At 50.1% G+C, this 13,647-nt stretch carries 10 protein-coding genes and 1 tRNA gene; 1 reads left to right on the top strand and 10 read right to left on the bottom strand.

From position 1 onward, the window contains the following. Positions 1–27 precede the first annotated feature (27 nt). The 4 genes from ACESZP_RS03170 to ACESZP_RS03155 are packed head-to-tail and all read right to left on the bottom strand — an operon-like array spanning position 28 to position 4,217. Positions 28–822 carry an HAD-IIB family hydrolase gene (locus ACESZP_RS03170; RefSeq protein WP_499708005.1) on the bottom strand — a complete coding sequence of 265 codons (795 nt, stop codon included), beginning with the start codon at positions 820–822 and terminating at the stop codon, positions 28–30. Then, positions 800–1,267 carry a PTS sugar transporter subunit IIA gene (locus ACESZP_RS03165; protein WP_440322641.1) on the bottom strand — a complete coding sequence of 156 codons (468 nt, stop codon included), beginning with the start codon at positions 1,265–1,267 and terminating at the stop codon, positions 800–802. Before ACESZP_RS03165 ends, ACESZP_RS03170 begins: the two co-directional genes overlap by 23 nt. Beyond that, on the bottom strand, positions 1,248–2,633 hold the full coding sequence (locus tag ACESZP_RS03160; RefSeq protein ID WP_499708004.1) for a class-II fumarase/aspartase family protein: 1,386 nt from the start codon (positions 2,631–2,633) through the stop codon (positions 1,248–1,250). Before ACESZP_RS03160 ends, ACESZP_RS03165 begins: the two co-directional genes overlap by 20 nt. 6 nt (positions 2,634–2,639) lie before the next feature. After that, positions 2,640–4,217: a PTS transporter subunit EIIC gene (locus ACESZP_RS03155; protein ID WP_499708003.1), complete on the bottom strand. Its 1,578-nt coding sequence runs from the start codon at positions 4,215–4,217 to the stop codon at positions 2,640–2,642. Between the two features lie 189 nt (positions 4,218–4,406). On the opposite strand from ACESZP_RS03155, the gene ACESZP_RS03150 reads away from it, so the two are divergent. After that, positions 4,407–5,963: a helix-turn-helix domain-containing protein gene (locus ACESZP_RS03150; RefSeq protein ID WP_499708002.1), complete on the top strand. Its 1,557-nt coding sequence runs from the start codon at positions 4,407–4,409 to the stop codon at positions 5,961–5,963. Between the two features lie 125 nt (positions 5,964–6,088). On the opposite strand, the gene ACESZP_RS03145 is transcribed toward ACESZP_RS03150, so the two are convergent. The 6 genes from ACESZP_RS03145 to ACESZP_RS03120 form a co-directional block, all read right to left on the bottom strand. Further along, complete coding sequence (locus ACESZP_RS03145; protein ID WP_262670582.1) at positions 6,089–6,259, bottom strand: hypothetical protein; 171 nt, start codon at positions 6,257–6,259, stop codon at positions 6,089–6,091. Between the two features lie 86 nt (positions 6,260–6,345). Further along, complete coding sequence (locus tag ACESZP_RS03140; protein WP_499708001.1) at positions 6,346–6,837, bottom strand: DUF1700 domain-containing protein; 492 nt, start codon at positions 6,835–6,837, stop codon at positions 6,346–6,348. A gap of 81 nt (positions 6,838–6,918) precedes the next feature. After that, positions 6,919–10,221 (bottom strand): coiled-coil domain-containing protein, encoded by a 3,303-nt coding sequence (locus tag ACESZP_RS03135; RefSeq protein WP_499708000.1) that lies wholly within the window; start codon positions 10,219–10,221, stop codon positions 6,919–6,921. Then, positions 10,211–12,688 (bottom strand): efflux RND transporter permease subunit, encoded by a 2,478-nt coding sequence (locus tag ACESZP_RS03130; protein WP_349163732.1) that lies wholly within the window; start codon positions 12,686–12,688, stop codon positions 10,211–10,213. The genes ACESZP_RS03135 and ACESZP_RS03130 overlap by 11 nt, the downstream gene beginning before the upstream one ends. A gap of 18 nt (positions 12,689–12,706) precedes the next feature. Then, positions 12,707–13,312, bottom strand: a complete 606-nt coding sequence (locus ACESZP_RS03125) for a cytidylate kinase-like family protein (protein ID WP_349163733.1) — start codon at positions 13,310–13,312, stop codon at positions 12,707–12,709. Positions 13,313–13,498: 186 nt separating this feature from the next. Continuing rightward, positions 13,499–13,572 (bottom strand) — tRNA-Arg (locus ACESZP_RS03120). Positions 13,573–13,647: the final 75 nt, after the last annotated feature.

Genomic DNA, 13,647 nt, shown 5'->3' with positions numbered 1-13,647 from the left:
AGCAGAGCGGGCGATTCAGATGACACGTTAATTTGTGGACAGATAGGTCAGGCAGGCAGCTACGTCTGCAAATGTGCGGGATACCGGGATTTCCTGGCGGATAGCCGGGTTGGCAGCCTGCAGAGTGCAGCCCTGATAGCGACGGAGCATTCCCAGATCGTTATGGGCGTCGCCAATGGCGGCGATCTGACCCCGGAAGCTGATGGCTTTGGTCAGGATAGCGATGCCCTCGGCTTTGCCCAGGCCCCGGCTTACGATGTCGGCGTTGTTTTCGTTGACAAAAGCCTCTGCGCCTGGATAGCGGGCGTTGATGGCCTCGGCTGCTTTGCAGGTTTCCTCGTTATTAGAAAAACGCACATGGACTTGCAGGACTTCCCGACAGGCTTTCTGGAAGTCTTCCTGTGTGATGGTTTCGTGGATACCGTTGTACATGATGAGATCTTTCTCCGGGTCGGTTCCTGTGATGACCTGTTTTCGGAAGCTTTTGCAGGTGACGTCTACCGGCATTCCATATTGTTCCAGCAGATAATCGGTTATCTGCAGTACCTCGACCGTATCCATTATTTTCTCATACAGGACTCTACCGTCCCAGCTTACGATACGCGCGCCATTATTACAGATCAGATAGTCAGCCTCGGCTTCCCATTCTTCCAGTTTTTCCCTGAGAATGCTTTCTTCCCGTCCTGTAGCTATGACGAACAGGTTGCCCTGCTGCCGCCAGTTTTCCACTGCACGGATGTTGGCCTCTGTGATTTCGCAGTTTACATAGAAGGTCCGATCGAAGTCGGACGCCAGCATTTTACCCGATTTTGACAATGCCATTTTCTCCATTCTGAACTGCGCCTGTTTTCTGCAGCTCTACTTTTTCTCCGCTTGTGAAGATGACCGGAGAGACTACGGATTTTCCCTGCGCTTTCAAATACTCTACGTCTACTTTTACCAGCAGGTCACCCTGTTTTACGGTATCTCCCTGCTTTACTTTTACGTCAAAGCCCTGTCCGTTCAGCGCTACTGTGTCCATGCCAATGTGTATCAGGATTTCTTTTCCGTCATCGGTGTTGATGCCATATGCATGTCCGGTAGGAAATGCGGTGGCAATGGTTCCGCTCACAGGCGCGGTTACCTCGGCTCCGGTCAGTTCGATCGCAAAGCCGTCTCCCATGATTTTTCCGGCGAATACCGGATCCGGACACTGCTCGATGGGGAGCAGGGTTCCGGTCATCGGTGATACGAATTCTTCTTTTTTCTTACGGCTGAATAATCCCATTTTTCTGGTTCTCCTTTGCCTTTTTGGCGCGTTCTTTTGCTTCTTTTGCCATGCGGCGGGCCAGAAAGGCGGACAGTCCCGTGTAGTTCTCGGGTTTTATCATTTCTTCCAGTTCCTGATCGGTGAAGTTGTCGGACAATACCGGATCTTCTTTCAGTACGGTCAGGTAATCTTTGCCGTCCAGCTCTGCCAGCATCGCTTTATCATATAATAACTCATGGGAGCGATCCTTGCCAAGCTTTTCCGCTATTTTCATCATGACGCATTCACTGTTATCGAGACCCTTATTTAAAAGAGCATTCTGATACATGCGCTCTTTCTTCACATGCAGGGTGGCAGTCAGCTCCTCCGCGCGCATCAGGACTTCTGTCGTCAGTTCCAATGCTTCCTCCAGCATACCGTCGTACAGCATGTAAGCGCTGGAATCTCCCTCAAACATCCGGACGCCGGTAAAAAGTCCGGTGGATACCAGGGAATACAGTTTCTGGGAGTTGGCTATGATGCCCTTCGCCAGCTTCGGATTGATTTTCTGGGGCATGGTGGAGCTTCCCACTGTACCCTTCTGAAAAGCCTCGCTGACCTCTCCGAATTCTTCCAGTCCCGTGTAGTAAACTTCCTCCGCTATTTTGTGAAGGGCGTTACATAAAAGCGCCAGGTTCATGATGTATTCTTCTTTGTGACTGAAGATATTGCGGGAGGGAACCGGCATGCTGTACATACCAAGCTTCTTGGCAAAGCGCTGCTGCACCCGCCAGCCGGTCTCGCCGGTGGCGTTGAAGGCGCCTACCGCGCCTCCTGCCATGGCCTGGAATACCCGTTTTTCACATTCCTGCAGGCGCTCCTGCGCGTTCAGGAGCTCGCTGATCCAGACAGATACTTTATAACCGTAGGTAATCGGAATGGCGTGACGGCCATGGGTACGCCCCGGCATCACCGTCTCCGCATGAGCCTCAGCCAGATCGCCCAGGTGATCCAGGATATCCGCCACATAGGACTGGAATATCCGATGGATTTTATAGGTGACATAGAGCTGGCCGGTCTGCTGGATATTCTGGGTGGTCACGCCGTAATGGACGTATTTTCCACCTTCCTCGCTGCAGGCCTTTACCAGCACCTTTACAAATGGTACAAAGCCATGGCCCACCTTTGCCTGAATGCGATCCATTTCTTCCAGATCGATTCGCTCCAGTTTCGCATTTTCTATGATATTGTCTGCTGCGCTGCGGGGAATAAAGCCTTCCTCTGCCTGCGCGTCAGCCAGCGCAGCCTCCGCAAGGAGCCAGGATTCTATCTTTGCTTCCTTTGTAAGTAGCTTCTTGATTCCTCTGTCATTTCCTTTGCTCTTTGAATCATATAATGCTCTCATTTTTTCTTATCCCTTCAGCAATTTATCAACGGCATTTCTTACAAATTCCACGTGCGGTCCGAATACCACGTGAATATGATTCTTGGACGGGAAAAAGATACCTGCGCAGCCGGAATCACGAAGACCTGTCTGATTGACCTGCTCCGGATCCTGCAAATCAATACGAAGTCGGGATACACAATTCTCCACATGTACGATATTCTCCGGGCCGCCCAGATTCTCCACTACGATGCGGGCGATTTCCGGCCAGTTTTTCTCCTTCAGTAAGGTGCTTGCGGACTCCTCAATTTCGAAGGACTCCCGTCCCGGCGTCTCCAGGTTCCATTTCTTAATGAAGAATTTAAATACAAAATAGAATATTACAAAGTTTACGATACCCAGCAGAATCAGGTTCAGCCAATGGGTGTTCTCATACATCAGACCGAAGATTCCAAAATCGAAGATTGTTCCGCGGATGTATCCGATGCTGATATGCAGGAACTGATAAGGAATGGTCATCAGGCCGCACAGTACGCAATATACCGCAAAAAGCTGCGGAGAAATGAACAGGAATGAGAACTCCAGCGGCTCAGTGATATTTCCAAGGAAAGCAGTCAGTACACAGGTCATGATGACGCCCTTGCACATCTTGCGGTTCTTCAGGTATGAAGTATGGTACATCGCCAGACCAATGGCCGGGATACGGAACAGTGTAGTCAGCATCTGAGAACCTCCCAGGTAGCTGGTCAGCTTCGGCATCAGCTCTGCCCAGTAGGGACTGTCCGGACCCAGGTTAAATAAAATCTCATTGACTGCCGGAAGGATACCTACATACTCTGTGCCATTGATAAGATAAGTTCCGCCTGCCTCTGTAAAGCGGACAACCGCTGCCAGTACATGGTGCAGTCCAAAGGGAATCAGCGCCCTGTGCAGCATATAGTAAATACCGCTTCCGATGTAGTTGGTGGTAAAGATAAAGGAAATGCTGATCAGGAAGCTGATTAACAGGCTCCATATAATCGGCAGCACCAGGCCAATCGGGATCATACATACAAACGTAATAATCGGAATGGATTTCTTTCCTCCAAAGAACGCAAAGGCCAGCGGCAGCTCCAGATTGTAAAACTTATCTGCTACCTTGGCAGCCACCAGACCGGAAATCAATCCGCCCAGAGCCTCAGTCTTCAGTGTCTGTACGCCCAGCACCATACCCTGACCTACCTGCGCCATGGTGTCGGCGTCTGCCAGCGTACCCGTGTTTTTCAGGAATACATTCATGACCGTATTCAGCGTCAGATATCCGACGACAGATGCGAATACAGCGATTCCCTTTTCCTTCTTTGCCATTCCCTGCGCTACGCCCATGGCAAACAGAATCGGAATATTGTTGAAAATAATACTGGTAATATCCTTCGCTCCACTGATAATCAATTTCAATACGGCTGCGTCCAGAATCGGAAATTTTTCAATCATGTAGCTCTGCCCCAAAGCGCTGCAGATACCCATAACCATACCAATCGGTGCTAAAAGTGCAATCGGAAGCAGCAGTGAACGTCCAAAGGTCTGGATTCCGTCTTTAAAGCTTCCCGCTTTTTTCTTGCTCATCATAACCCTCCTGAATTCTTAACAATTACTCATCCTCTTATTTTTCTGCATCCTTTGGCCAAAGATTAATTATACTATAGCCCTTGTGCGTTTTCTCTTCAAGGTCACCTTTCGACCTGAAAAAATTACAAAATATGACCCTTAAGCCGAAAGATCTGCTATAATACGGCTATATGGGGGAAATGAACTATGAGTATTCATTCTTACGATTTACAGACCTGCGCTTTTATCCAGGAAAAGCAGACGCTGTCTCTGGAAAAATGCAGCCGGCTTTCAGGCAAAAGTATTGCGTCCGTGAAGCGGAGCATCGCCGCGGTCAATGAATATCTGGCGCCTGCACAACAGATTCTCATCAGCAACAACCAGGCTGTTTTTCAGATGACCTATCCGGAATATCTGACATTTATTCAATCTCTGACCCTGGAGGATTATGTACCCTCCCAGAATGAGCGTCTGGATATTATGGTTATCTATGCCTTTTTTAATCTGGCCTTAAATATGTCCCATTTATATGAGACGCTTCATTTCAGCCCTTCGACTAAGAAAAAAGATAGCCGCGCCCTGTCGGAATGGTTGAAAACGCAGAATCTCGGCACGGAAGTGGTTCCGAAAACCGGTGTTCGGATTGTGGGAGATGAACTGACCTTTCGTATCTGCGTCACCAGTATTCTGTCCCGCTATCTGGAGGTTGGTCAGGATTTTCATCTCACCCGGCGTCTGGCCAATCATCCGCTGCAGACCATGATTGCCGAGTATTTTCTGATTCGATCTGACGCAGAGATCCAGACGGTACGAACTCAGTTAATGCAGCTTATCGAGACCTGCCATTTTCGGATTTCCTATGCGTCTGTAAAGTTTCTGTATATTTATCTGTCCTGCGCGTATTTCCGTCAGCATTCCGGGCATCCGCTGGAGACTTCCCGGGATCTGCCCGTTCCGGTACAGGATTATCATCTGATGAAACGCACTGCGGAAAATACCTTTGTCAATCATCTGATTTCCTCCCTGGATTTCAGCACACGGGTCATGCCTCCGGTAAATGAGCACCTTTTTGCCATCACCAGGGAACTGGTACGGAAAGTCCAGAATAATATCATTACCCGGATTTGTGACGACCGTTTTATTTATGAAGAGGTATATGCGTATCTCCATAAATCGCTGATACGAAATACCTATCATTTTTCTTTTTATGATAATAAGCTGGAGGCAACAAAAGAGCAGTATCACCGGCTCTATGATATTCTAAGCAGCGCTATCTCTGACTATGAGGAAACTTATCAGACCCGGCTGAATCATTTTCAGATTGCTTCTCTGACCCTGATTTTCCGAAAATTTACCAATCGCAACAAGCTGGCCGGACGCAATCGGAAGAAGCTGGTGATCGTGACCAATTCTTCGATTGAGAAGATTGATTTTTTCATGGAACGCATGAAGTTCCGGGTGGATGTGGAGCTTCTGGATGTGATCAATATCAATGAGTTGTATCTGCTGGAAAAGCTGGATTACGATTTTTTGATTGTGTTTTCGAACCGTATCTCCACAATGCTGGATTCGCTGGGATACTCCTGTGTAAAGCTGCATTTTTATCTGACGGAGCAGGATTTTGAATTGCTGAATCATATGGGGTTTTCTACCTCCAGACGGAAGCTGAAGATCGGGGCGTTTCTTGCGGAGATCCGGGGAATGGAGGAGAGGGAGGCTACGGATTATCTGTTGGAGAGGTATTCGGATTTCTTTTTGGAGTAGGGATAAGACGGACGAAACTCCCGGGGGAAAATTTTCTTCCCCGGGAGTTTCTGACTTTGGCTCCGCATAAAATCGCCCGGATCTACGGAGCAGAGCCGGGCGATCCGATTGTTTCGTAGTCGGACTTAGTAGTTGCAGTCCTCGGACCCGCTCTTTGCGTTCTTGCTGCTCTTGGCGGAGCTTTTGGACTTTGCGCTGTTTTTACTGGTGGTGCTTTTTGCGGAGCTCTTGGCATTGTTCATGTCGGTATAGCTTTTGCTCTCGCTGTTGTTCATATTGTCGGTGTAGTTTGCCATGGTTTCTGCCTCCTTGTGAAATGCTTTTGATTTACACTTCTAGTATGGCAGGTATGACGTAAATTATTTTTCCAGATTTTGGTTTTTTACCAGTCACCGAAAATCATCATAATCAGCCGCACCAAAAGCAGCACTATCACCACCGGTATCAGGAACGGCAGTACCAGGGACAGAATGCCGCCGATGATGGCGCCGATCAGGACAATCACTGCGATGATGACTACGGCCACCAGGAGTTTGCCGTACCAGGTGTTAAAGTTGAACTTCTTATATTTGATGTCTATGCCGCCTTCGTCGTTGATTTCGGCGTGGAAGCCCTTCTGTTCTTCCGGCTCGTCGTCATAGTAGGTATAGGTCTGACTGCTTTCATAGCTGCCATCCCCCTGTGTATCTATGATGGTTCTGGCGATCAGTCTGGGATCGCCAAGACCATCCAGTATCTCTTTTTCGCTTTTCCCGGACGCGATTTCCTGGGATATATAGTTCTGATAATAGCGCACGTTATCTTCCACAATGGCCGGGGAGACTGCCCCGGTCAGGGCGGCGCGCAGTGTGCTTACAAATTCATTTCTGTCCATGCTCTACCTCTGCCTTTCTCTGGCAACTCTGTTGTCTGTTCAGTGCCTATATCATAGCCTATCCCTGTATTTTCTGTCAACTTATTCTTCCGTCTCTGTCGCAGTGTCCACATTTTCCGTCGATTTTTCCGGCTCCGCGCTTTCGTCCGGCGCTTCCCCTTCCACGCCTTCGGAATTCTCCTCTGGCTGCTCTTTCGCTGCCTTCCGCGCTTTTCTCTTTTTCTTCAGCCTCTTGATTACAATCAGCAGAATTAACAGAATTATCACGGCCGCGCCAAGTAGAATATACATCAGCGCTCCGCCCGGCTCCTCGGTCACGCAGAAGGTGTTCTCGGTGCTGTCCGCATCAAATACCAGATAGCTGCCGTCCTTCTGATAGGAAATCTTCTTCCAGCTGCCATCTGCATTCAGTCTGTACAATCCCGGTTTGCCTTTCATCTCAGGCGCAATGAAACGAAGCTTGCAGGAGGTGCCGTCAGTCAGAACCGGATCCCGCAGGGTGGAAGTCCACTGCTCCAGTACGCGACCTCTGGTCGGCACCCTGGAAATATCTTCATCTGCCTCTACCAGCACCAGCTTGGCATCCAGACTGAAGGTTCCCTCTGCCAGTAAGGTGGAGTGGACCAGATCGCGCATCTGATCGCTGGCTACCGCTGTGGATTCTGTGGTATACAGGACGTTCAGGTCCTTCGAAAAGGTCATATCAGACAGATCTGCCTCTTCCCATTTTCCATTATATCCTTCCTTCTGCGGGATATCCGGATACTCCACGTCGGACAGATCCGCTCTATACTCGAAGGGCACCGTTTTCAGCACTTTGCCGTCCGCCACAAAACGCAGTTCAAATTTCAGAAAATCCGTTGGTACGTCCGCTTTTTCTGTCAGCGACAAAAATTCTACCGGCTCTGCTTTTCCACTGTAGCTGATATCATCCACAGCGCCGTACTCGTCGCCCACAAAGCTATTGCCGGACAGTTCTCCGTTTTCATCCACATCACCGGCCACGCTTCCGATGTACTCATCTGCCTTGGTGACCTCCAGCATGCTGACGCTGTCCTTGATGTCGTAGCCCCAGCCTGCGATGCCGCCCACATAGCTGCCACCCTCCAGAGTGCATTTCGCATAGGAACGGCGGATGCTGGAATCGGAATAGCCCGCGATACCGCCCACATAGCTGCCGTTGGTGCTTAAGATACTGCCGTATCCCTCGCTGTCTGTCACCAGACCCAGGGCCATGTTGCCGACGACGCCGCCCGCATTGTCCTTCTTGGACGTCACTTCACCCTTATTGACGCAGCTCTGGATGATGGCTTTGGTCTCCAGCGTAAAGCTCAGGCTGTTATTGCCCAGCTTGGTAATATCGTCCTCCGGGTCTGTATCGTATTCGATGGCCATGGAACCGGCGATGCCGCCCACGTTTACATCGCCCTCAATCTCACCAAAGTTCTGACAGCCGTAGGCCTTGCCCCGGGTGGTTTTCTCTATCTGTTCATCTGATACGTCTACAATTTTATCCTCGATGGAATCGCCGGTGTCTGTGACGTCTGTCACCAGATCCACCATGGTGTTCATCACCTTATTGAACTGGGCGTTAATGCCCTGGAAGTCGTCGATCATGTCTCCCGTCATATCGGAAATCTGATCACCCAGCTTTCCAAGCTGCTCGGAAATACCGCCTACCGCCGCGTAGAGACGATCGCCGTCCGCCCGGAAATCGTCGCCCAGCTGATTAAAGGACAGGTCCATACCTGACACATCCGCGCCCAGCTTATCCAGAGCCGCCTTCATGGCGTTCAGTGCTTCCTCAATTTCAGAGCTCATGGTTTTCAGACCGTCCAGCGCTTCCTGCGTCTTGTCCTGAATATCCGGATCCTGCAGCAGGTCATTCAGCTTATTCTGCGCGTCGTTCAGCGCATCCATGCCTTCTTTCAGGTCATTTGCCGCATCGGTCAGCCCGTTGATCAGATTGGACAGATTATGATCTGTCTGGTACTGGTTCAGGGCGTCGGAAGCTTTCTTTGAGGCGCTGGCCAGCTTATCGGAAGCCGTGCTCATGGACTCCTTGATGCTGTTTACCTCGTCCGCATGCTCCGGGCTGTTGAGGGCATCCAGAATCGCGTTGATTCTCTGAATCTCTTCATTGACACTTTCGGCCACATTGGAAAGCTGGGTCAGGGCCTCCTTTGCGTCCTGTACGCCGGCCTTAATGGCTGCCTCCGACTTATTGACCTTTTCCAGGTTGCTGTCGGCCCAGTCTGTAGTCTTATTGGTCAGAGATTTGGCGCTGCTCTTAGCGTCATCCGTATAATCAGAAATCTTATTCATCCGATCGGAAATACCAGACCGGGAATCATCCACATGATCAAGGGCCGCGTCCACCAGGTCTCCCAGCTTATTGATTTCTCCGCGCAATTCCTCAATCTTATCTGTGTCAAAGCGCAGGGTCAGGTCCGGCGCCATCTGTCCGGTGATGCCGCCCACGTCCTTACGGCCTTCTACGTAACCGTAGTTCCGGTTACCGCTTAAATATCCCGCGGAACGTCCAGCCACGCCGCCCACATTGTAACCAATATGGGGATAGCCGATGTGTCCTTCGTTGGTGCTGTTCTGCACCACACCGGAAGAGTAACCGCAGATACCGCCGGTATCCGTGGTGGTATTTACAATGTCGCTCTTTCCATCACTGTCGGAGAGCTGTTTCAGGTTCGTATCCAGGTTCAGATCCTCCAGCGTCGCGCCTTCCTCATGCTCGCCGGTATTGACGTCCGCCTCGTTGGAGCAGTTGATGATCTGCCCCAGGTTCCGGCCCACGACGCCACCGGTGCTGTGGGTTCCGGTGATGCTGCCGGAAGCAGAGGAGTTATAGATGGATCCGCTCTCCTCATTGATACCCGCGATACCGCCCACATTGGTCTGGGCGTCAATGGTTCCGTTGAAGGTACAGGACAGAATCTGTCCGCTGTTGCTGCCTGCCACGCCGCCGATATTTTTCTTGGTACCGGTGGGCGTCAGGGTTCCCTCTATATGTAAATTTTTTACTGTTGCACTTTCCTGCACATATCGGAAAAAGCCCTCGTTGGAACCGTCCCCGTCAAAGGTCAGGCCGGAAATGGTGTGTCCGCCGCCGTCGAAGGTTCCGCCAAAGGTGGGAATGGACTTAAAATCCGAATCCGCCAGATCCAGATCCCCGGCCAGAACCACTGTCTTTCCCTGGGACCAGGTATCCAATTTACAGTTTTTCGCAAGCCTCTCCAGATCCTCCACACCGGAAATCGTGATGGTATCCCCATCCGCATAAACGATACTTCCACCAGAAAAGGTAACTGACAGCGTCATGGCAGCCGCCAGAAGAATGCCCCCCGCATGTCTCATTTTACCAGTCATCTTCTTCGTCCTCCTCTTGATCCAGCTTCTTTATCTGCTTCACATCCACCACTGCATTGATGTCTCCGTCTACCACGCCGTGAATCTCCGCGTCAACCTGTCCGGAGATATAACCGCGCACACGGCCGTCCACATGGACCTTGCCGCTGACACTGTGGGTCCGCTCCGGGTACTTGATATTGAAGCTGGTGCGCTCCAGAATCTTATCGCCCAGAATCAGGATGGCCGGCAGGATGGCCATAACGAGAATCATGGAAATGATAGTACCACGGCCCAGACACACACCGATGCCGTAGATGGCCGGATTCGTCGTAATCAGCGCAATCAACACGCCCGCGGTCGCCAGGATGGCTCCGGAGGTAATGATAGTCGGGAACGCCTGATTCAGAGTCGTGATAATGGCCTCTTTCACCGGCATTTCCTTCTTCAGCTCCGTATAACGGTTCGCGATAACAATCGCGTAGTCGATGTTCGCGCCCATCTGAATGGAGCTTACTACCAGGTATCCTAAGAAGAACAGCGGGGTACCGGTCAGATAAGGCACTGAGAAGTTGATCCAGATACTTCCCTGGATGACGATAATCAACAGAATCGGCATACCTACCGACTTAAAGGTAAATAGCAATACGATAATAACGAACAGTGCCGACAGGATACTGATCATCAGGTTATCCTGGCTGAAGCTGCTGGACAGGTCGTAGTCGCTGGTGGAGTTACCGACCAGATAGATCTCCGCGTCCTCGCCGTAATGCTTCTGCGCCACCTTTCGGATGGTGCTTAAGAACTCAAAGGTCTCGTCATTTTCCTCCGGCAAGTTCAGGCTAATCAGCATTCTGGTATATTTATCGCTCTGGAGCTGATCCTGACCCTTAATCAGCTGATCATGAAGATCGTCCAGCTTATCCACCTGATCCTGATCCAGGTTTACATAATCCAGATGTTCGTAGGCAAACAGGAACATGTCGATCAGCGGCACACCGTAGCCGTCCAGATTGTTGATGATGTGGCCGTACTCCTCATTGTCCACCGCATAGGCCGAATAGATAATACGCGCCTGTTCGATATCCATATCCGCCAGCTCGGCGAACTGCCGGGGCGTCAGAGAATCCGTCAGCATATAGGAATCTGATTTTTCAGAGCTGCTGTCGTCATCCATGGACACTTCGATATTGGACAGGCCTGTGGTGTAATCTACCTCGTCATATGTCTCCAATTCCTCCAGCACAACCTTTTCCTTATCATAATGTCCGGACGGAACAATCAGCGCCATGATATTCGTATCGCCGAAGGTCGCTTTGATCTTCTTCTCCTCCAGCTGGGTCTCACTCTGATTCAGCGTATCGATGTTGTTCTGGCTGAATACATAAGGGCATTTATTGGAAAAATAGCAGCCGAAAACGATGGCCACCACGAAAATCGGCATCAGCAGCGGATAGATTTTCGTAATAATCTTACCCCAGCCATAGATATCCGGGATAAACTTCCTGTGGTGGGTCCGGTCAATCCATTTGCTGAAAAGCATCAGAAGACCGGGCATCAGGGTAAATACCACGATCATACTGAAGATAACCGCCTTAATCAGCACGCGGCCCAGGTCGAAGCCGATCTGGAAATGCATAAACATCATGGCTAAAAGACCTGACATGGTGGTCAGGGAACTGGATGAAATCTCAATGATGGCCTTACTCAGAGCCGTAATACAGGCCTCTCTGGGTTCCAGGTTCTCCCGCTCCTCACTGAACCGATGGCACATGATAATCGCATAGTCAATAGACAAGCCTAACTGCAGGATCGAACAAACGGAATTACTGACGAAGGAAATCTCGCCAAACACGAAGTTCGTTCCCTGATTCAGCAGGATAGCCGCGCCGAAGGTCATAAGAAGCACCGGAATCTCCGCGTAGGTCTGTGATGTGATCAACAGTACGATAATAATGATCACGATAACGATGGCCATGATCACGTTAATCTCCTGGGCCAGGGTCACAGACATGTCATTACCCACCTCGCCGGCCACGGACACATCATAATCCGATAGCAGGGTCCTGATATCATTCAGAGCCTGCACACTCACATCACTCTCAGCCTCGTCCGTGTAGGTAATGGAATACAGGGCGCTGGTTCCCTTGAAATGATCCTCGGAATCATCAAATTCCACCTGATCTACGCCCTTGATGGCCTCAATCTGGTCCACCAGGGCCTCCGCCTGGGGATATGTAATATTGGAAATCATGATACGCGAGGTTCCATAGGTAATGAAATTCTTATCCATAATATCCAGGCCCTGCCGGGTTTCGGTGGTCTCCGGCAGATAATCGGTCAGCTCATTGTCGACCTTTACCCAGGATTTCGCAAAAATACTGAAGATAAGCGCCGCGATGTAAATCAGGAAAAACAGGTTGCGCTTATCCACAATAAAGGTCGCGATCTTCTCCATGGGATTTTTTTTCTGTTTCTTTTCTTCCATAATAGAATGCTCCTCTGTCTATAGCTCGTTAAACCGTTTTACGAGAACTTCTGTCATTTCTTCCGTGGACTGTCTGCTGCTGTCCAGATAGATATCGTAGCTCTCCGGAGCACTCCAGTCCTTTCCTGTATGGAATTCGTAATATTTTCTGCGATCCTTGTTGACCTTTTTAATCAGGGCTTCCGCCTCTTTTTCCGTGATATTCTTCTGCTCCATCTTCCGCCGGATACATTCCTCCATGGGCGCGGTCACAAAGACGCTTAAGACCCTGGCATCCGTCCGCTCTCTGAGGATATAATCCGCGCAGCGTCCGATGATCACTGCGTCAGTCTTTTTGGAAATATGGCGGATGACGTCGCCCTGAAGCTTAAACAGAGCTTCCTGCAGGGACGCTCCCTTGGGCACATGCTTATTGCCCCCGGTAACCATTTCGTACATCCAGGGATTGTGCTTTTTCTCATCAAACCGTGCCAGATAGGACTCCGCCAGATCGCCGCGCTCTGCAGCCATGGAAATCAGGTTCTGATCAAAAAACGGGATTCCCAGGCTTTCTGCCACACGTTCCCCCAGCTCGCGGCCACCGCTGCCCAGCTTTCTGCCGATTGTCAGTATCTTATGCGCCATAATGCCTTCCTCCCGATCGCAAAAATTCAGTATTTTATACCCTCATAACACTCTGCCTATATTATATAGCAAATTCCTGTGAAAATAGCAATACACACTTTCCGTTGTTTTGTTACCTTAATTCTGATTATAACTCCACAAAATAAAAAAAGAAACTCTGATTTCTCAGAATTCCTTTTTCTTCAGCGTGGGCGAGAGGATTCGAACCCCCGACCTTTTGGTCCGTAGCCAAACGCTCTATCCAGCTGAGCTACGCCCACATCTCAGTCATTCGCAAGTACTGTTTCCTGACTGCCTGATTATAATAGCACACATCACTGGGTAATGCAAGCGCT

The organism is Candidatus Dorea massiliensis AP6, assembly GCF_964245105.1.
Taxonomy (GTDB): domain Bacteria; phylum Bacillota; class Clostridia; order Lachnospirales; family Lachnospiraceae; genus Laedolimicola; species Laedolimicola intestinihominis.
This window is presented reverse-complemented; position numbering and strand designations above follow the sequence as displayed.